Origin of the sequence: uncultured Bacillus sp. (assembly GCF_958411575.1) — a bacterium.
GTDB classification, from domain to species: Bacteria; Bacillota; Bacilli; order Bacillales; family Bacillaceae; genus Bacillus; species Bacillus spizizenii.
Genome location: NZ_CATYRA010000004.1, coordinates 269,734 through 288,690, shown reverse-complemented (window position 1 = coordinate 288,690; position 18,957 = coordinate 269,734). Strand labels below are relative to the sequence as shown.

Here is an 18,957-nt window from a genome sequence, read left to right as displayed (position 1 = left end):
ACGAAAGCGCTTTATTTTAAATTAATACTATCCCATTTGTAAGCGCTTTTCAAGAATGGAAATGATCGCTCTATGTCTCTTTTATCACAATTAATGCTTATAGGTAGCCTTCTTCTTCAAGACCAGATACACTAGAATTAGGCTCTTTTTCCTGAACAGTTTATGATTTTCCTATAAACAACTGCATAAAATAGAGCAAAGAAGGTGAATGAAATGCTGACAAAAGCAGAGGCACTGGCCCATTCAGTCATATACCGCAAGAACAGCAGATTTGATAAAGTCAAAGAAAAATCTGAGGAATTAACACTAATCGGCAAGGGAAGAAGCGCCTATGTGTTTGCCTTAACAGAAGGCGATCGAAAAATGGCGCTGAAAGTATTTTTTCCGGAGTATCAAGCGACAGCCGTCAAAGAAGCCGCGATCTATGAAAAATTAGCCGGGTCCGCATTCTACCCTGACATTTACGAAACTGGTGATTCATTTATTCTCATGGAATATATTAAAGGCGAAACCTTTTATAACTGTCTGAAGAAAGGCATTGCGATCAGTGATGACATGATTCAGCAGGTTGAAGAAGCACTTTCTGATGCCCGGGCAGCCGGCCTGAACCCGTCAGACATTCATTTGCGGAATCTGATTCTGACAGAAACCGGGGCAGTGCGGGTGATTGATGTTGCAAGATTCGAACAAACAAAAACGTGCACCCAGTGGGACGATTTAAAATCAGCTTATCACGCACTCTACAAAAAACCGATATTCCCTAAAAAGATTCCGGGTTTTTGGCTGGAGATCATCGCATTTTTATATAAGAAAGATTGGTTCCAAAAACATTTCGCACAGCGGAAAAGAAAATATTCTTAAATTAAAAAGGCAGCCGCACAAGCGGCTGCCTTCGTTCATATATTTTTACTTTCTGACGGCAGAAATCAGTTTCATTTGTTCAGGCGACAGCTTAATTCGATAGCCTCTCACAGTTAAATAGACCGCTTCTGTGCCTTTCTCGCTGGAATGACAATACGTTTTCTCCATTTCTGTCTCCCCTCACCCTTTATTTGTTTTATTTCATCATACCACCGCTTTATTGAGGGAATTTTAAGGAAATGTAAAGATAGTATAAACCTGATATGTGGTGAAATTTAGAACAACGCAGCGTAATCAATACGCGGCGTTTTTTCTTTTTTCCTTCCTCTTCTTATTGATAATTACCGGTCATATAATGTGACAAATCGATTGTAGAAATAGTTCGATTAGCCCAAAATCCTTTTTATACATGTATTCGAAATGAAGTGAGGAGGAAGCTTGATGGCAGATTTTGTTGCTAGTTTAAACGCGGTCTTATGGAGTACCCCCGTCATTTATATTTTATTGGGAATTGGATTAATCTTTTCTATTATGACCCGTTTTTTACAAGTCAGACATTTGAAAGAAATGATTGTTCTGATGTTCAAAGGAAAGAGCTCTGAAGCCGGCGTTTCTTCTTTTCAAGCATTATCGATTGCGCTGTCCGGACGAGTAGGGACAGGAAACATTGCGGGTGTGGCGACAGCAATTGCATTCGGCGGACCCGGTGCGGTGTTCTGGATGTGGGCGATTGCCTTTATCGGTGCGGCGAGTGCCTTTGTTGAGTCCACTCTTGCCCAAATTTACAAAGTGAAACAAGGCGGCCAATATCGAGGCGGTCCAGCTTATTATATTGAAAAAGGCTTAGGCATTAAGTGGTTTGCCGTCTTTTTTGCCGCTGCTGCCCTTATTGCAATGGCCCTTCTGATGCCGGGCGTACAGTCCAACTCCATTGCGGCTGGCGTCAAAAATGCATTCGGCATCTCTCCTGCCATTACGGGCTGTGTTCTCGTTTTATTACTAGGGTTTATCATTTTTGGCGGCGTCAAACGAATTGCCAGTGCCGCGCAGATGATTGTTCCGTTTATGGCCATTGGCTATATCCTGCTGTCTTTGATCATTATTGTCATGAATGTTTCTGAATTGCCTGCTGTGATCTCATTGATTTTCAAAAGCGCTTTTGCTTTAGATTCCGCTTTTGGCGGCCTAATCGGCATGGCAATTTCTTGGGGTGTCAAACGAGGCATTTACTCAAATGAAGCCGGCCAGGGAACAGGCCCGCATCCGGCGGCCGCTGCAGAAGTTTCCCACCCGGTCAAGCAGGGGCTGGTTCAGGCATTTTCTGTTTATATTGACACGTTATTTGTATGTTCCGCTACAGCTTTCATGATCTTGTTTACAGGCATGTACAATACTCAGGCTGCAGATGGTTCCTTTATCGTCCATCAACTTAAAGGCGTAGAGGCGGGGCCAGGTTTCACACAAGCGGCCATTGACAATGTTCTTCCCGGATTCGGTGCAGGCTTTGTTGCCATCGCATTATTCTTCTTCGCATTTACAACAATTATGGCGTATTACTACATCGCAGAAACAAATATCGCTTATTTAGCCCGAGGCAGAGAAAGCAAATGGGCAATGCTTGGCTTAAAACTGATTATTTTAGCCGCGACGTTCTATGGAACTGTGAAAACCGCTTCTCTTGCTTGGGCATTAGGCGATGCAGGGCTCGGCATTATGGTATGGCTGAATGTCATTGCAATTGTGCTGCTAGCCAAACCGGCGCTTCTCGCTTTAAAGGATTACGAGCGCCAAAAGAAGCAGGGCTTAGACCCGGTCTTTGATCCGAAAGCGCTGGGGATCAAAAACGCTGATTTCTGGGAGAAAGAATACACACATGAAAATGAGCGTGTCTCTTGAATATACAAAAACCGGCCCGATATGACATCGTGCCGGTTTTTTATGAGCGATAATTGGTATACACTTCTTGAACATCATCGTCATCCTCAAGGATGCTGATCAATTTTTCCAGCTTCTCAACAGCCTGATCATCGGCATCTGCATAGGTTTTCGGAAGCATGGTCACCTCTGCCGAAGAAATTGGATATTTCGATTTGAGAGCTGTTTTTACCTCTTCAAAACGATCGGGCTCTGTTAATACCTCATATTGGTCTTCTTCAGTCTGCAGCTCTTCTCCCCCTGCTTCCAGCACATCAAGCATGAGCTCATCTTCTTCTATTTGCCGATCTGTACGGTCGATTGCAATGAATCCTTTCCGTTCAAATAAAAAGGCAACACATCCGCTTTCTCCCAGACTTCCGCCATTTTTATTAAACGCTGTCCGCACATTTGAGGCCGTTCGGTTTTTGTTATCTGTAACACATTCAACCATCACGGCAATCCCTGATGGGCCATAGCCTTCATAGGTGATTTCCTCATAGCTGCTTCCATCTAAGCTCCCCGCAGCTTTTTTAATGGCACGGTCTATATTTTCATTCGGCATATTGGCGCCTTTTGCTTTTTCGATGACAAGACGCAATGCTGAATTTGCTTCAGGATCAGCTCCGCCTTCTTTCGCTGCCACATAGATTTCTTTCGCAAGCTTCATAAATATTTTTCCGCGCTTTGCATCCTGCGCATTTTTTCTTTTTTGGATGTTTTTCCACTTAGAATGGCCTGCCATGTTTTCACCTTCTTTTACATTTTCTATGTACACTTTAATGGGTATTGTTCGCTGATGCAATGAAAAAGGCTGCCGAACATCACTTCCGGCAGCCTTCATCCTTAGCGGGCGTTCATTTTATGAAGTCTTCTGAACAGTCCTTTATCTGTGGACACTTGGACGTCACGGCCATTCGCATAGTTGCGCGCCGCTTTTGCAACGTTACCCCTGTCGGACTTTGTGAAATCTGTATGGCTTCTGACTGCGACGACTACTCGGTCATCCGTTACCATCACTTGTGTGTCATTGACGTTTTTCACTTGTTTCACACGGTTGGCAATTTTTGCAGCCAGTCTTCTGTTTTCTTGGTTATCATATCCGTTGTTCGTCGCGTTCCGATTCATGTTTCTGTTATTCGTGTTGTTATATGTTCCATCGGTTGCCAAAGGAACGCGATCGTCAGCAGTAACACGGTCACGGTTATTCACATTCGTGGTGTTTTGGTTACCGCCGTTCTGGTCCTCCATTAATTCAGTAACAGGACCGTCATTGTCGACCATTCCTTCTCCCTGTCTGTCAGCATCGTTTTCATTTGTATAATATCCGATTGGACGGGTATTGCCGTTATTGCGTGTATCATTCTGAGCATTATCGTTTGCTCCGCATGCTGTTAAGCCTGCTGTCATTAGAATCAAGCTTGCGATCATCATTTTTTTACCCAATGGAAAAACCCCCCGTGGACGAATTGAGCATGTTTGCTCGTTTTTATCTTGTGCGGTTGAGGGGAATGTTAAGCGTGTCAGTTCTGTCCATTTGACAGTGATCTGCGCCTAAACAAAAAAAAGGAACGATTTACATCGTTCCGAACAATCACTCATTTTCTTCTTCCGGCCGGCCAAACATTTGATTTACAGAAGGCTGATTCGCCATTGGCATAGAAGCTCCGGCCGCATACGGATTTGGATTCGCTCCGCCGTATGGGATATTAGGGGTTCCATAAGCTCCGTGTCCGGAATAGCCAGGTGCGGAGTAATATGGCTGATGATCATCGTCACAGCCGCAGTCGTCATGATCTTTGTATGGCATGTATCCTGGGGCTGCAGCCGGCTGGTATGCACCCATCACTTGAGGAGTGCCATAATAAGGGCCATACGGCATATGTCCATACGGAGATCCATAAGCCGGAGATGCGTATTGAGGCGCTCCGTATGAACCGAAATGTCCGTGATGGCTGTTTTCATGATACTGGTTATCATATTGACCCGGATCATACTGAGGCGATACAAAGCTTGGCTGGTATCCATGTGGCTGATACATTGGATAAGCTTGTGCCGGATAGTACGGGTAGCATAATCCTGACCCTGGAAGAATTGGTGAAACAGGAACCGGACATGGCACGAAATGAGCCGGATAATGATGATAAGGCTGAACAGCCGGCATATTCGGAACTGTGTGATGAACGTTTTCTTCTTCCATACCGCCTACCTCTGGCGCCTTTGGCATATTAGGCATATTCGGATAATTTGCATTTTCCATATTACTCATAGCCTCCTGTTGTGGAAATTGATCTTGGTCTTGCATGTGATACATATGATCCATATTTCCGTCATGATGTTTTTTCGGCTCCTCCGGTTTAGGGGGCGACCAAGGCTGGAAAAGCTGTTTCATATCATAATAATCGTTCACATCAGCTTCAGGATACACATCTTCCTGCAAATTAGGCATCGGCGGGACATACGGCACAGACTTCTTTTCTTTCGGCTTTGTGTCCTCTACATCGACAACGGATTTAGGCTTCTCTTTCGCATATGGATGATCTTGCTTCACATTCCCGGGCGCCGGACTTTTGCCCGCTTTTGGCTCTTTTCTGACCGGGACACCTTCAGACGGCACTTTTATTTTCATTCCAGGCATGATTAAGTCTGGATTGCTGAGCTGTGTATTAAGCTTCTTCACTTCCTCAATATCAACTCCGTACTTTTCAGCTATTTTCAAGAGCGAATCGCCTTTTTGAACGATATGGATTTTCAACGTTTTCCCCTCCTATGCAAAACGTGAACAGTTCAGCTGTGATTACAATATGTTTCTTCACAACATATGCCTGAACAAAAGAAGTTATGAGTACAGGAGGGGAAATATTTCTGATTTACGTGATCGAAAGCATTCGATTCAGGGCAAGGAGGGCATCTTGCTGAATGGCTTTTGGCACCTTGATCACGCCCGAAGGTTCTCCTTTATCTATTTGATCCAAAGACCACAGCAAATGCGGCAAATCAATTCGGTTCATTGTCAGACACGGGCACATGTCAGGATTGAGTGATTCGATTTGTTTATCAGGGTGATCGTGAATAATCCGCTGGACAAGATTCATTTCTGTTCCGATTGCCCACTTGCTTCCCGCCGGAGCCTGGTTGATTGTATCAATAATATATTTTGTTGATCCGCTGTCGTCACTTAGTGTCACGACTTCATGTGAACACTCCGGATGCACAATGATCCGAATGTCAGGATCACGGTCCCTCACATCTTGGATATTTTTTGCGGTGAATTTTTCGTGAACAGAGCAGTGCCCTTTCCACAAAATCACTTTCACATTCTTATGCTCAGATTCAGCTACTAATTCATCTTTTATCGGATCCCACACAGCCATATCCTCAAGCGCGATATCCAGATCATAAGCCGTATTTCTCCCTAAATGCTGATCAGGCAAAAATAAAATTCGTTTTTTCTGTGTAAACGCCCATGTAAGCACTTTTTTCGCATTCGAAGAAGTCACAGTCGCTCCTCCATGCTTACCGACAAAAGCCTTGATCTCCGCAGTGGAGTTCACATAAGTTAAAGGTATGATCGTATCTCCAAATATATGCTGAAGCTTCTCCCACGCCCTATTGGTCTGCTGCATGTCAGCCATGTCGGCCATAGAACACCCTGCTCTCATATCAGGCAGGATGACCGTTTGTTCCTTGCCTGTCAGCATATCAGCGGTCTCTGCCATAAAGTGCACGCCACAAAAAACAATATAATCCGCTTCTTTGTTTTTTTCCGCAATTTGGGCCAGTTGCAGGGAATCGCCTGTTTGGTCAGCAAATTGTATCACTTCATCTTTTTGATAATGATGGCCCGGTATAAAGAGCCTGCGGCCGAACTTTTTCTTAATCGCGGCAACACGAGTTTCCATATCCTTTCTCGACATTCCTTTGTAACCTTCAGGCATCATATCATTCGATCGTTTTATCACATCAAGAATTGACATAACGGCATTCCTCCGCAGATTCATTTGATAATGTAACATCCATGCTGATATCTAAACTTTTGACGGAATGAGTCAAAAACCCTAATGAAATATAATTCACGCCCGTCCCTTTAAAAGCAGGCAAAGATTTTAACGTAATCCCGCCCGAAGCTTCAGTTTTTATATGGTCCGGTGTGAGAGTTGCAAAATGACGGACCGTCTCAGGCGGGCAGTTGTCAAACATAATAACATCTGCGCCTGCTTCAATTGCTTCCCGCAGTTGTTCCTCCGTTTCAATTTCCACCTCGATATTTACCATATGCCCCACGGCCTGACGAGCTTTTTGGCATGCCTTTAAAATAGAGCCGCATGCTGCAATATGATTGTCTTTAATCATGATGCCGTCATACAAGCCGAACCGATGATTATATCCGCCACCCGCTCTGACAGCGTATTTTTCCAGCATTCTCAGCCCCGGTGTTGTTTTTCTCGTGTCACAAATCTTAATCTGTTCATCATCCAGCCTACGGACTGCCTCCCTTGTCATCGTCGCAATTCCTGACAGCCTCTGAATAAGATTTAATACGACCCGCTCTCCTGACAGAAGCGCAGCCGCCGGACCGCGTAACACGGCAATCACTTCACCTTTTCGCAACATGTCCCCATCTGTTTTGTGTAAAATGATTTGAACATTTTCATCTAATAAAGCAAAGCCTTCTTTTATCACCGAAGCTCCTGCAAAGATACCGTCTGACTTTGCAACAATCTCAGCTTCACAGCTCTGTTCTCCAAAGATAGACTGCGATGTAAGATCCCCCATTCCTATATCCTCAAGAAAAAAGTGATTCAGCAATTTTTTTAGCTGTAAATGATTCATTTTTCCAAATCCCCTCTTTTTTTCTTATCTTCGTTCCCTTTTTTGTATGGACAATTTGTCTTCCTTGCCAGCGGACATCAGCTTGAGGAAAATCGGTGCGGAAGTGAGCCCCTCTGCTTTCCTCCCGCAAAAGCGCAGAAGATGTCATCAGCTTTGCAGCCTGCCATAAATGAGAAAGCTCCAGCTGAGGTATTGTGATATCCTTCACATTTATTTCCTGATACGGCAGCATATGAAGCCAGTTGCTCAGCTCAATCAGACTGCCTTGTTCCCTCAAGATAGACATGTGGCTTGTCATTCTGCTTTGCAATTCGTACACCTCTATATTCGGCACCTTGTAGATTACGCTGATTTCCGACGATGTTTGATATTGCCTGTTATAAACCGGTTTTTGCATAATATGCTCTGCTGCTCTTTTTCCAAACACCAGCGCCTCCAACAAGGAATTGCTCGCAAGCCGGTTGGCTCCATGTAAACCAGTACATGCGGTCTCTCCAATCGCATAAAGCCCCGGCACTGTCGTTTCCCCCCAGCAATTAACCAAAACCCCTCCCATCAAGAAGTGCATTCCCGGAGCAACAGGTATTTTTCCACTTTTTATATCAACCCCTGCTTTTTCACAAATAGCGGTGATGGTAGGGAAACGTGCTTCGAAATAAGAAATCGCACTGCAGTCGATGTAAACGCGGTTTCCTTTTGCCATTTCTTCATGAATAACCCGTGAGACGATGTCCCTTGGAGCCAAGTCACCTAAAGGATGTCGTCCAGCCATAACGCGGCGGCCATTTTCGTCAACTAAACATCCGCCTTCCCCTCTGACTGCTTCTGAAACAAGCCCATAAGAAACACCATTTTTCACAAGCAGTGTCGGGTGAAACTGGGTAAACTCTAAATCAGTTAATTCCGCTCCGGCCCGGTAAGCTAAAGAAAGGCCGTCACCTGTGACAGATGAATCGTTCGTATGGTGAAGAAACAGGCTCCCGCATCCGCCAGCCGCCAGCACAACTTCATCCGCATGTCTTACCTTGATCTGCCCCTGACTGTCTTTTGTCATGACGCCGATACAGCGTCCATTTTCAACAAGCAAATCTGCCGCTGTTTCATGCTCGATTAACTCGATTTTGCTGTCGATCTGTTTCAGCAAATAATCAACAAGCAGTCTGCCTGTTGCGTCTCCGCCTGCATGAAAAATACGGTTGTATGAGTGAGCTCCTTCTCTGCCAAGACAAACATCGCCTTGTTCATTGCGGTCGAATGGAAATTCACTCTCCAATAGGCTTTGAATCATGATTTTTCCATCATGTAAAACGTCTGCTGCAATACCAAGATCGTTATGTCCGCATCCTGCATATAACGTATCCTCCAAATGGGCTTCAATCGAGTCACCTTTTGCATAAGCGGCAGCAATGCCGCCTTGCGCATAGACAGAGTTGCTATTTTTGACGCTTTTTTTAGTGATGACAGTCACTTCATATGAGGGCGGGAAAGCTGACGCTAAAGAAAGTGCCGCCGCCCCTGAACCGATGACTGCAATCGTCTTTTTAGACATATGTCAACCCTCCTGTTGTTTACACCTGTCTTGACACCTATATTTACACAAGGATAAAATAAACTCAAGAGTTTTTTATGGAGAACGGATGGAGGAAGACCGGATGATTTATTTAGATTATGCAGCGACAACGCCTATTTGTAAGGAAGCCCTTAACGTATATCAGAAGCTCAGCATGGATATGTACGGAAATGCCAGCAGCCTGCATGATGCAGGTGGAAAAGCAAAGCACATACTGGAGTACTGCCGTGAAAAAATCGCCAATATCATTGGCGGAGAAGCAAGCGGTATTTATTTTACAAGCGGCGGCACTGAATCCAATTTTCTGGCCATTCAATCATTGCTAAACGGCCTGCCAAAAACAAAAAGACATTTCATTACGACTGCCATGGAGCATCAGTCCATTCATAGCTGTGCTGCTTTTCTGGAACAGCATGGATTTGATGTAACAATCATTGAACCGGATGAATACGGGCTTATTACCGAGGAAATATTGGCAGCTCATATCCGTCCGGAAACGGGCCTGGTATCTATTCAGCATGCAAATTCTGAAACCGGGATTATTCAGCCCATCCAACGTCTGTCTTCATACCTCCACAATAGAGATATTCTTCTTCATTGCGACGCTGTTCAAACGTTTGGAAAAATCCCGATCAATACAGAAGAGCTAGGGGTGGATGCACTCTCAGTGTCCAGCCATAAAGTCCACGGCCCTAAAGGAGTTGGTGCAGTCTATATTCGGCCAAATGTCCCTTGGAAACCCGTTTATCCTCTCATCACTCACGAACATGGATTCAGAGCCGGCACCGTGAATGTCCCCGGAATCGGAGCCTTTACTGCCGCTGCGGAGCTAATCATAAGCGAAATGGATAAACAGATATCCCGCAATAAGACATTAAGAACATACTTTTTAGACCAAATCAGTATTCGCTCTCTCCCTGTAACCCTTGCGGCAGACGCTGCACAAACGGAATGTCTTCCGCATATTGTTGGGTGTTTTTTTCACTCATATGAAGGACAATATGTTATGTTAGAATGTAATCGGAGTAATATCTGCATTTCAACGGGCAGCGCTTGTTCTGCCGGTTATCACGGCCCGTCTGCAACGATGAAAGCATTAAGAAAAACAGAACAAGAAGCCCTGCAATTTATCCGCATCTCTTTTGGAAGGCATACAACAGCTGAACAGCTGGATAAGTTATTACATACGTTTACAGCGCTTTGGGAACAAAAGAAAGGAGAATTCGATATTGACCGAAGAATTAAAGCTTATGGGCGCCAACAGGCGTGACCAGCTTCTTCTGTGGCTGAAGGAATCCACATCACCGCTGACAGGAGGAGAACTCGCAAAAAAAGCGAACGTTTCAAGACAGGTTATTGTACAGGACATATCTCTCTTGAAAGCGAAAAATGAACCGATTATCGCCACAAGCCAAGGATATGTATACATGGATGCAGCCACTCAGCAGCATCAGCAGGCCGAAAGAATCATTGCTTGTCTGCACAGTCCTGAACGGACAGAAGAGGAACTGCAGCTCATCGTGGACGAAGGTGTTACAGTAAAAAACGTAAAAATCGAGCATCCCGTATACGGAGATTTAACTGCAGCCATCCAAGTAGGCACCCGGAAAGAAGTTAGCAATTTCATTGAAAAAATCAATTCAACAAATGCCGCCTATTTATCACAGCTGACTGATGGCGTGCATCTCCATACACTGACAGCACCCGATGAACACCGCATCGACCAAGCCTGTCAAGCACTCGAGGAAGCAGGTATTTTAATTAAAGACTAAAAAAAGCCCTTATTGGGCTTTTTTATAATTGGTAGGACTGATATGCACCTAGAAGCTTTACTTTGCAGCCGAGTGCTTCGAGCTCCTGCATGGCGCCTGGAATCAATACCTCATCAAACGCTTTCTCAATATCAATAATAAAGAAATAATGGCCTAATCCGGTTTTAGTCGGACGTGACTCAATCTTTGACAAGTTTAAGTTTCTCCAAGAAAAAGCAGACAGCACTCTGTGCAGCGCCCCTGATTCATCCTGCGGAAGCATTACCATCAGGGTCGTTTTGGGCCTTGAACTCAATTTTGAATTCACTTCAAATGAAATGTTTTCATCAGGAGACAGGATAACAAATCTCGTATGATTATCCCTATAATCCTGTATATCTCGTTTCACAATTTTTAATTCGTATGTAGAAGCTGCCATGTCATTGGCAATTACCCCGATATTCAGCTCGGGATGGTCACTGACAAATTTTGCTGCCGCCCCGGTTGAATTGGCGTATTCATATGGAACAGAAGGAAATTGACGATGGAGAAATTTATGGCATTGCGCAATCGCGTGTGAGTGCGAGTAAATTTTGTCAAGCTCTTTCCATGCACTCTCTCTTGAAGGATGGACAAGCAAGTGCTGATGAATCGGCAATGTCATTTCACCCACGATTGGCAAGGGCTGTTCATGTATTAAATAGTCTATCGTTAAATTTACTGATCCTTCTAATGCATTCTCTAAAGGAACAAAAGCGAAATCAACTTCGCCTGCAACTGCCGCATCTATACACTCCGGTATGGTTCGGTAAGCAACATGTTCGGCGCCGTTTTGAAAACAAGAACTGACTGCTAGATGTGTGAATGTAGCTGCTGGACCTAAGTAACCGACTTTCATGACGATATTCTCTCCCTTATGCACCTGAACCTAATATTTCAACCTTTTCTACAAAATCAAACTTCCTGAGCTTATTCATTAACGTATGAATGTCCTCTTCCATGGCAGACGTACTGATAGACAGTGTCACATTTGCTCTCCCTTGAAGCGGAATGGTCTGGTGAATGGAAAGAACGTTGCTTCCAGAATCCGCTACCGCCTGCAGGAGCTGGGATAACGCACCTGACCTATCCTCCAAATGAAAGAAAAGTGTGATAATTTGTTCTTTAACCATAGTGTAGAATGGAAAAACAGCATCTCTGTATTTATAAAACGCACTTCTGCTTAAATCGACCTTTTGAACGGCATCTGCTACTGAATCTGCTTTTTTTCGATCAAGCAGCTTTTTGACTTCCAATGTTTTTCTCATCGCATCGGGCAATACATCTTCACGGACAAGATAAAATGTCTCCTCTTTCATTTGCACCCCCCCTTTAAAATAGAGAGCCTGACATCCAGGCTCTCCTTTCTGCCATCATTAATCAATAAATTCAAATTCGAACTCCAGAAGCCTGATAATATCTCCATCCTTGGCTCCGCGTTCTCTGAGTGCTTCATCAACACCCATTCCGCGCATTTGTCTTGCAAACCGTTTAACCGATTCATCACGTGAGAAATCAGTCATCTTGAATAACCGCTCAAGGCTGTCTCCTGAGAGCACAAATACACCGTCTGGATCGCGTGTAATGTTAAACGGCACTTCTTCATTTTCGATCGTGTACATGACACGGTTTTGTGTAAGCTCTTCCTCGTCATACAGCGGGAATTCCGGCGTGTTCTCAAGCTGATTGGCGACTTCAAACAGAAGCTCACGAAGGCCTTCTCTTGTCACCGCACTGATCGGGAATACCGGGTAATCATCTGTCAGCTTTTCTTTAAAGGCTTCAAGATTTTCCGCAGCCTGCGGCATGTCCATTTTATTTGCAACGATAATTTGCGGACGCTCCGTGAGACGCAGATTGTACTCGCTTAGCTCCTCGTTAATCGTCACATAATCCTCATACGGATCGCGGCCTTCTAAGCCCGACATGTCAATGACGTGAACGATAACCCGTGTCCGTTCGATATGGCGCAAAAACTGGTGGCCAAGTCCGACGCCTTGGTGTGCGCCTTCAATCAGTCCCGGTAAATCGGCCATAACAAAGCTGCGTCCATCATCCGTTTCAACCATTCCGAGATTCGGGACAAGCGTTGTAAAGTGATAATCCGCAATTTTCGGCTTTGCAGATGAGACAACAGACAGTAAAGTGGATTTTCCAACACTCGGGAATCCGACAAGTCCGACATCCGCAAGCACTTTTAATTCAAGAACAACGTAGCGCTCTTTTCCCGGCTCGCCGTTTTCTGAAAGCTGAGGTGCGGGATTAGCCGGTGTAGCAAAGCGGGAATTACCTCTTCCGCCTCTTCCGCCCCTTGCAATGACAGCCTGCTGTCCGTGCTCTGTTAAATCAGCGATGACCTGCTTTGTATCATCGTCTGTCACAACGGTGCCTGGCGGAACTTTAATGACCATATCATCAGCATTTCGCCCGTGCTGGTTTTTGGACATGCCATGCTCGCCGCGAATCGCTTTAAAATGTTTTTTGTATCTAAAATCCATCAGGGTGCGGAGACCTTCATCCACTTCAAAAACGACGTCTCCTCCCTTTCCTCCGTCACCGCCGGCAGGGCCGCCTTTCGGCACATATTTTTCACGGCGAAACGCAACCATCCCGTTGCCTCCGTCGCCGCCTTTTACATATACTTTGACCTGATCTACAAACATAATGTCCTCCGTTCTAAACCGTTAAAAACTCCGCTAGTCCAACCCAATTTCAATCAGACATTCGTGACTTGTGATCTCAAAACGCATGATATCAACGCCCTCATATCCATTCTGCCGAATATCATCAAAAGCAGATGGATCGGCAAAGGCGCCGTGAAAATCAAGGTACAGAATCAGCTGTCTGTCAGGATGATCCGTTTGTAGCGAAACCGTTAAATGATTTTCGCTCTCTCTGCTGACTGCTTGATCAAACAGATAAAACAGCTTTCTCATCAGTTTCGCCAGCTTTTGATCATAAGCCGACAAATCCTTAATTTCTCCAAGAACTTCATATTCAAGCGTCATATAATGGGTTTTCCAATTAAACGTAAGAAAATCAAACGCCAAATGCGGTGTTTTCAGGTTTGAGAGCTTTGATTCGTGCTTTGCGTCTATAACCATTTCTTCAATCATTTCAAAGACGCGGTCATACTTCTGCAAGCTTAAGTTTCCTTTAATCAGCTGCAGCTTATTCATCCAGTCATGCCGGGAATGGCCGAGCAGATGAATCAGTTCGTTTGTTAATGCCGTGTCGCTTATATTTTCTTCTTGATTTTTTGAAACATCCTTCATTTTCGCACTCCCAATCATTTAATTTCTTATTTAGGAGTCTGTATAAGTGTGTATTATGAATTATAACAGAGAAGGCTTTGTTAGAAAAACAAATGTTTTTCCCAGAAATATCATGTTCCTTTTTTCTGACTATGGTTGATTTGCAGCCAGGCAGAACATTTTATGTATTACTGCTTGGGGAACATATCCAGTGGGTTTGAGATGTTTCTTCTCATTCTTGGCGGGGTCTGCTCGCACATACTCTGCATTTCATTCTTGGTGTTTACTCCGCATATTGCAAAAAAAACTCCAGTCATCATCGACCGGAGTTTTTGAATCATTATTGAGCTACAGGATATACGCTCACTTTTTTGCGGTCACGACCAAAACGTTCGAATTTAACAGTTCCGTCGATTTTCGCAAATAGAGTGTCATCTCCGCCGCGGCCCACGTTTTCACCTGGGTAAATTTTTGTTCCGCGTTGACGGTAAAGGATAGAACCGCCTGTTACGAATTGACCGTCAGCACGTTTAGCACCTAAACGTTTAGCCTCAGAGTCACGTCCGTTCTTTGTAGAACCTACTCCTTTTTTAGAAGCGAAAAACTGAAGATCTAATCTAAGCATGTAGCTCACCTCCTATATTATGTTTGTGGTCACACGCAAGTTATCTTTGTAATCCCGTTCGATTGTCTCAAGCGAAACAATCATGCCTTCAATCAGCAGCTGAGCTTTTTGACGCGCCTCCGGATCAAGAGATTCAGGGAATTCAAAGTAAAAATAACCCCCGTCCTCCCCTATATCAAGAAGCGGCTCGAAGCCCGCGAGCACAATAACCGCGTTAACGGCTCCAAACACAACGGCTGTCACTCCGGCACAAACAAGATCTTGTCCATGTTCAGCAAAGTCGGCGTGGCCCGTCATTTCAAAAGACAATAAGCTTTTGTCAGTACGGGACCTTCTGATTGTTGCCTGAATCATGCTTACGCGTTGATTTTTTCGATCGTCACTTTAGTGTAAGGCTGACGATGACCTTGTTTTTTATGAACGTTTTTCTTTGCTTTGTATCTGAAAACAGTGATTTTTTTCGCGCGGCCTTGTTTTTCAACTTTAGCCGTTACTGTTGCGCCTTCAACTGTAGGGTTGCCGACTTTCACATTGTCTCCGCCAACAAACAAAACGTCTTCAAAAGTAACTGTTTCGCCTGCTTCAGCAGCAAGTTTCTCGATGTAAACAGTTTGGCCTTCTTCAACTTTAATTTGTTTACCGCCTGTTTTAATGATTGCGTACATTCTCTGCACCTCCTATTAGACTAAGACTCGCCAGATACCAGGGGGCTGTAAAAGCTCTTAACACCTGTACTGAGCGGTTGTAGCAATGGTGCTACATCCATAACATTAAAAAATATACCAAAATACAAGGTGTTTGTCAATCAATTTTAGTAAGGCAGCAGCAATTCCTCCATGGAGGAATTCGTCCGCTTATCGGCAAAGTAAGCATGGAGCACTTCATTCTCGTCAAGCTGGCTGAGCTTTTCGCCTGATTTCTCTATGATAATCGGGTGTTTACAGCCGCGTTTGAACTCGGCCATCACATGATAGACTTTATCCTCTGCCTTTACTGTCAACGGCAACAGTTTTTCAAGCTCACGGTTTTTTCCGTAATACCTTTCAAGGAGAAATCTCACATGGATATAATGCCTTTGTCTGTATTCCTCAAACAAAGAAACAGCCAGAAAGACAAACAAAACCCATGCGCTGATTTGCAGAGGAATCACAAATAAAACCCAGCACCCGAGCAGCAGACAGAAGCAGAGCGACGTTTTTAAATTGAGCCGGTGAGCCTTTTGAAAAGGCAACTGCTTGGAAAACAGCAAAAACAACAGTTTTCCGCCATCAAGCGGCCAGATCGGCAGCAGATTCACAAATAAAATAGAAAGATTATAAAAGGTGAAGAGTTCAAAGGTGTGCTGATGAATCACTGAGAATTCTGCTAGCATCCAGGCAGCAAGCTGAAGCCAGATGTGCTGAAGAGGGCCGGCAATAATCACCGCAAACTCTTCCTTTAACGGCCGATTCCCGTGTTCTTCCACTTCCACCGTTCCGCCAAACGGCAGCAAAAAAACACGCTTGATTCTCCAGGAAAAAAACACGGCCAGAGCAGCATGCCCCAGCTCATGGACCAGCACAATCAGGAGCAGACATAATAATGCTTTTATATGGCCTGTGAGCAACCCGAGCGCCGCGATAATCCAAAGAAAAGGATGCACATGAATCTTTAAGATAAGGTCAAGCCATTTATTCAAATGAAATCACCTGTATCGGATCAATAAATTTATCGCCGTCTTTCATGGCAAAATAATAGACCCCTTTATTATGATCATCAAGTTTAATTGAGCCGAGCTTTTTTCCTTTATCTACAAAATCATATAAAGCAACATCCACATTTTTGAGCTCGCCATAAATACTATAGGTATTGTCAGCATGCTGCACCTTAACTGTCAGTCCCGTCAAGCTGTCTTTGCTGACTTCAACTACATAGCCTTCTTTTATGCTATCAATTGTATCGCTGCTTGTTTCGACTTTAATCCCTTCCCCGTTGTCCTGAAAATCCTGCTGTACTTTCCCGGATGCAGGCGCGACCAGGTCTTGGCCCACTTCAACCTGCTGTTCCTTATTTTTATGTTCAGGAGCCAGAAAAGCGAGCGGATTGCCAAATTTCGTTTCAAACCAATGGCTTGCTGAGGCAAATTGAAATTCAGTTTCGAAGGTTTTGGCAACAATGGGTTTCATCTGACTGACAGGCCCAATGTTTGTTTTATAGGCTATGGCGGAAACGAGAACAAGGCAGGCCGACAGAAGACATTTCAGGATAATTGAATCTGTTTTAACCAAAGGGTGTTTTCCATTGAATGTTGAAATGTTATCTTCATAGACCGGAAGAGTTCCGTGCTTTTCCTGGTCCGTTACCATTACCCAAGACGGGGGTTTTTGCTTTTCAGAAACTGTCTGAGAGAAACGTTTTGAGCCGGAAAGCTGTTTTCTTCTTTTCTCTAATCGTTTTCTGATTTCATCTGCTCTGTGACTCATTGCCATCATCCTTTGCATTCGTTGGGTTTGTACATCATATGTCTTGTCCATGGCAATTATTCGATTTAGTCAGGAACAAAGCAGACAAAAACAAAAAAACCTGACACAGCAATTGCTTTGTCAGATTCTTCTCTTTGATTCTATCACATTAAGACCTTACTCCGAAAAATGATTTAATCTTGGCCATCATTCCTTTGTTTTGCTCTTCAAGCAACTGTAAAGGAACCGATTCACCTAAGATGCGGCGGGCAATATTGCGATATGCGATGGAAGCACGGTTTTTCGGGTCCATTGCAATCGGTTCGCCATGGTTGGAAGCTTTTATGACTTCATCATCATCAGCCACGATTCCGAGCAAATCGATCGACAAATGCTGTACGATTTCGTCGATATCCATCGTGTCACCGTTTTTCATCAGGTGATTTCTGATTCTGTTTACAACGAGCCGCGGCGGTTCAATATTTTCCTCTTGCTCCAGCAGCCCTATAATACGGTCAGCATCACGAACAGCTGAGATTTCAGGCGTTGTGACCACAATCGCTTTATCAGCTCCGGAAACGGCATTTTTGTATCCTTGCTCAATTCCGGCAGGGCAGTCTATGATGACATAGTCAAATTCCTGTTTGAGCTGTTGGACCATATTTTTAATTTGTTCAGGAACAACGGCTGTCTTATCACTCGTTTGAGCAGCGGGCATTAAATAGAGCAGATCATCGAAACGTTTGTCTTTTACGAGCGCCTGATGCATTTTGCATCTTCCCTCTACAACGTCTACAAGATCGTAAATAATTCTATTTTCAAGACCCATTACAACATCAAGGTTGCGCAGCCCTATATCAGTATCTAATAAGCATACACGCTTCCCTAAAATGGCTAAGGCGGTACCGAGGTTAGCAGATGTTGTCGTTTTACCTACTCCGCCTTTTCCCGAAGTTATTACGATAGCCTCACCCAATTCACATTCCTCCCTCAAGCCTTGTTAGATCAGGTCTTAAATGAGCCAAATGTTGAAGGCGTTCAATGACCATATTTCCGTCTGTATCTAAATAAGCACATTCCATTTCGTTCCCTTTTTGAATGTGGTCTGGGGAGCGATTTAACACGTGATTGATTCTTAATTGTGTCGGCAGCATTTCAGAGGCGGCGATGACCGCTTGATTATTTCCGTTGAATCCGGCGTGCGCGATTCCTTTCAGTGAACCCAGAACAAAAATGTTCCCTCCGGCCATAACTGTTCCGCCGGGATTCACGTCACCGATCAGGAGCAAGTCGCCTTTCACCTGCAGCACTTGGCCTGAACGGACAATTTTTGAAACAGAAATAATTTCAGCTTCCTCTTTCATACGCTGTGCTTCTTTTTTAGTAATGACTTCGCTGTCAATAGAATGAACAAACAAATCTTTCTTTGACGCAATCAATTCGGTCAGCTGTTCCTCTTGCTCCTTATATAAAAAGCGATTCCCCAGCTTAACATGAACGCTGATTTTCTGGCCTTTTCCATCCGTATATTGTTCGATTGACAGCATATTCTGAAGACCATCGAGAAGCTCATCAAAAGAACACGCATCATCCAGATGCAATGTTAATCCATTCTTTGTTCCTTTTATTGTTACATATTGCTGCTTTTTGGTCTTCACAATATTCACCT

23 protein-coding genes and 1 other annotated feature are annotated in these 18,957 nt (G+C 44.2%); of the genes, 5 read left to right on the top strand and 18 right to left on the bottom strand.

Features of this window, described 5'->3' with window-relative positions; genetic code table 11:
• Positions 1-213: 213 nt before the first annotated feature.
• Positions 214-861, top strand: coding sequence for a phosphotransferase (locus Q5C82_RS09215; RefSeq protein ID WP_003222655.1), 648 nt, complete (start codon positions 214-216; stop codon positions 859-861).
• A 45-nt stretch (positions 862-906) separates the two neighbouring features.
• Here the strand turns inward: Q5C82_RS09215 and Q5C82_RS09210 are convergent, their stop codons facing one another.
• Entirely contained in the window at positions 907-1,029 is a 123-nt protein-coding gene (locus Q5C82_RS09210) for a hypothetical protein (RefSeq protein ID WP_003222653.1), read from the bottom strand.
• A gap of 273 nt (positions 1,030-1,302) precedes the next feature.
• Here Q5C82_RS09210 and Q5C82_RS09205 point away from each other — a divergent pair, with 273 nt between their 5' ends.
• Positions 1,303-2,757, top strand: coding sequence for a sodium:alanine symporter family protein (locus tag Q5C82_RS09205; RefSeq protein WP_003222650.1), 1,455 nt, complete (start codon positions 1,303-1,305; stop codon positions 2,755-2,757).
• A gap of 40 nt (positions 2,758-2,797) precedes the next feature.
• Here the strand turns inward: Q5C82_RS09205 and Q5C82_RS09200 are convergent, their stop codons facing one another.
• The 6 genes from Q5C82_RS09200 to nadB all read right to left on the bottom strand — a co-directional run bounded on the left by Q5C82_RS09200 (position 2,798) and on the right by nadB (position 9,157).
• A complete protein-coding gene (locus Q5C82_RS09200) occupies positions 2,798-3,520 on the bottom strand; it encodes a YebC/PmpR family DNA-binding transcriptional regulator (protein WP_003222648.1) in 723 nt (240 codons plus the stop codon).
• 101 nt (positions 3,521-3,621) lie between these two features.
• Positions 3,622-4,221, bottom strand: coding sequence for a YhcN/YlaJ family sporulation lipoprotein (locus tag Q5C82_RS09195; protein ID WP_003222646.1), 600 nt, complete (start codon positions 4,219-4,221; stop codon positions 3,622-3,624).
• 148 nt (positions 4,222-4,369) lie between these two features.
• On the bottom strand, positions 4,370-5,530 hold the full coding sequence (gene safA / locus Q5C82_RS09190; protein ID WP_003222644.1) for a spore coat assembly protein SafA: 1,161 nt from the start codon (positions 5,528-5,530) through the stop codon (positions 4,370-4,372).
• A 115-nt stretch (positions 5,531-5,645) separates the two neighbouring features.
• Positions 5,646-6,752, bottom strand: coding sequence for a quinolinate synthase NadA (gene nadA / locus Q5C82_RS09185; protein WP_003222642.1), 1,107 nt, complete (start codon positions 6,750-6,752; stop codon positions 5,646-5,648).
• Complete coding sequence (nadC, locus tag Q5C82_RS09180; protein ID WP_003222641.1) at positions 6,739-7,608, bottom strand: carboxylating nicotinate-nucleotide diphosphorylase; 870 nt, start codon at positions 7,606-7,608, stop codon at positions 6,739-6,741. The genes nadA and nadC overlap by 14 nt, the downstream gene beginning before the upstream one ends.
• Entirely contained in the window at positions 7,562-9,157 is a 1,596-nt protein-coding gene (gene nadB / locus Q5C82_RS09175; RefSeq protein WP_003222640.1) for an L-aspartate oxidase, read from the bottom strand. Before nadB ends, nadC begins: the two co-directional genes overlap by 47 nt.
• A 103-nt stretch (positions 9,158-9,260) precedes the next feature.
• On the opposite strand from nadB, the gene Q5C82_RS09170 reads away from it, so the two are divergent.
• Positions 9,261-10,448 (top strand): IscS subfamily cysteine desulfurase, encoded by a 1,188-nt coding sequence (locus Q5C82_RS09170; RefSeq protein WP_003222638.1) that lies wholly within the window; start codon positions 9,261-9,263, stop codon positions 10,446-10,448.
• Positions 10,408-10,950: a transcription repressor NadR gene (locus tag Q5C82_RS09165; protein WP_003222637.1), complete on the top strand. Its 543-nt coding sequence runs from the start codon at positions 10,408-10,410 to the stop codon at positions 10,948-10,950. Before Q5C82_RS09170 ends, Q5C82_RS09165 begins: the two co-directional genes overlap by 41 nt.
• Positions 10,951-10,972: 22 nt before the next feature.
• On the opposite strand, the gene pheA is transcribed toward Q5C82_RS09165, so the two are convergent.
• The 4 genes from pheA to spo0B are packed head-to-tail and all read right to left on the bottom strand — an operon-like array spanning position 10,973 to position 14,243.
• Positions 10,973-11,827: a prephenate dehydratase gene (pheA, locus tag Q5C82_RS09160; RefSeq protein ID WP_003222633.1), complete on the bottom strand. Its 855-nt coding sequence runs from the start codon at positions 11,825-11,827 to the stop codon at positions 10,973-10,975.
• 16 nt (positions 11,828-11,843) lie between these two features.
• The gene (thrR, locus tag Q5C82_RS09155; RefSeq protein WP_003222630.1) at positions 11,844-12,287 is read right to left on the bottom strand and encodes a transcriptional regulator ThrR; all 444 of its coding nucleotides are present in this window, start codon (positions 12,285-12,287) and stop codon (positions 11,844-11,846) included.
• Positions 12,288-12,344: 57 nt separating this feature from the next.
• Positions 12,345-13,631 carry a GTPase ObgE gene (obgE, locus tag Q5C82_RS09150; protein ID WP_003222628.1) on the bottom strand — a complete coding sequence of 429 codons (1,287 nt, stop codon included), beginning with the start codon at positions 13,629-13,631 and terminating at the stop codon, positions 12,345-12,347.
• Between the two features lie 33 nt (positions 13,632-13,664).
• A complete protein-coding gene (gene spo0B / locus Q5C82_RS09145) occupies positions 13,665-14,243 on the bottom strand; it encodes a sporulation initiation phosphotransferase Sop0B (RefSeq protein ID WP_003222627.1) in 579 nt (192 codons plus the stop codon).
• A gap of 77 nt (positions 14,244-14,320) precedes the next feature.
• On the opposite strand from spo0B, the gene Q5C82_RS09140 reads away from it, so the two are divergent.
• Complete coding sequence (locus Q5C82_RS09140) at positions 14,321-14,443, top strand: hypothetical protein (RefSeq protein ID WP_136975867.1); 123 nt, start codon at positions 14,321-14,323, stop codon at positions 14,441-14,443.
• A gap of 119 nt (positions 14,444-14,562) precedes the next feature.
• On the opposite strand, the gene rpmA is transcribed toward Q5C82_RS09140, so the two are convergent.
• The 7 genes from rpmA to minC all read right to left on the bottom strand — a co-directional run bounded on the left by rpmA (position 14,563) and on the right by minC (position 18,946).
• Positions 14,563-14,847, bottom strand: coding sequence for a 50S ribosomal protein L27 (gene rpmA / locus Q5C82_RS09135; protein ID WP_003222623.1), 285 nt, complete (start codon positions 14,845-14,847; stop codon positions 14,563-14,565).
• A gap of 12 nt (positions 14,848-14,859) precedes the next feature.
• Positions 14,860-15,201: a ribosomal-processing cysteine protease Prp gene (locus tag Q5C82_RS09130; protein WP_032727298.1), complete on the bottom strand. Its 342-nt coding sequence runs from the start codon at positions 15,199-15,201 to the stop codon at positions 14,860-14,862.
• Between the two features lie 2 nt (positions 15,202-15,203).
• Complete coding sequence (rplU, locus tag Q5C82_RS09125; RefSeq protein WP_003222620.1) at positions 15,204-15,512, bottom strand: 50S ribosomal protein L21; 309 nt, start codon at positions 15,510-15,512, stop codon at positions 15,204-15,206.
• A 13-nt stretch (positions 15,513-15,525) separates the two neighbouring features.
• Positions 15,526-15,601, bottom strand: a sequence feature (ribosomal protein L21 leader region).
• 57 nt (positions 15,602-15,658) lie between these two features.
• Entirely contained in the window at positions 15,659-16,525 is an 867-nt protein-coding gene (spoIVFB, locus tag Q5C82_RS09120) for a stage IV sporulation intramembrane metalloprotease SpoIVFB (protein WP_003222618.1), read from the bottom strand.
• Positions 16,518-17,309: a stage IV sporulation protein SpoIVFA gene (gene spoIVFA / locus Q5C82_RS09115; RefSeq protein ID WP_003222616.1), complete on the bottom strand. Its 792-nt coding sequence runs from the start codon at positions 17,307-17,309 to the stop codon at positions 16,518-16,520. The genes spoIVFB and spoIVFA overlap by 8 nt, the downstream gene beginning before the upstream one ends.
• Positions 17,310-17,457: 148 nt before the next feature.
• Positions 17,458-18,264 carry a septum site-determining protein MinD gene (minD, locus tag Q5C82_RS09110; protein ID WP_003222614.1) on the bottom strand — a complete coding sequence of 269 codons (807 nt, stop codon included), beginning with the start codon at positions 18,262-18,264 and terminating at the stop codon, positions 17,458-17,460.
• A gap of 1 nt (position 18,265) precedes the next feature.
• Positions 18,266-18,946, bottom strand: coding sequence for a septum site-determining protein MinC (gene minC, locus Q5C82_RS09105; protein ID WP_003222613.1), 681 nt, complete (start codon positions 18,944-18,946; stop codon positions 18,266-18,268).
• Positions 18,947-18,957 lie beyond the last annotated feature (11 nt).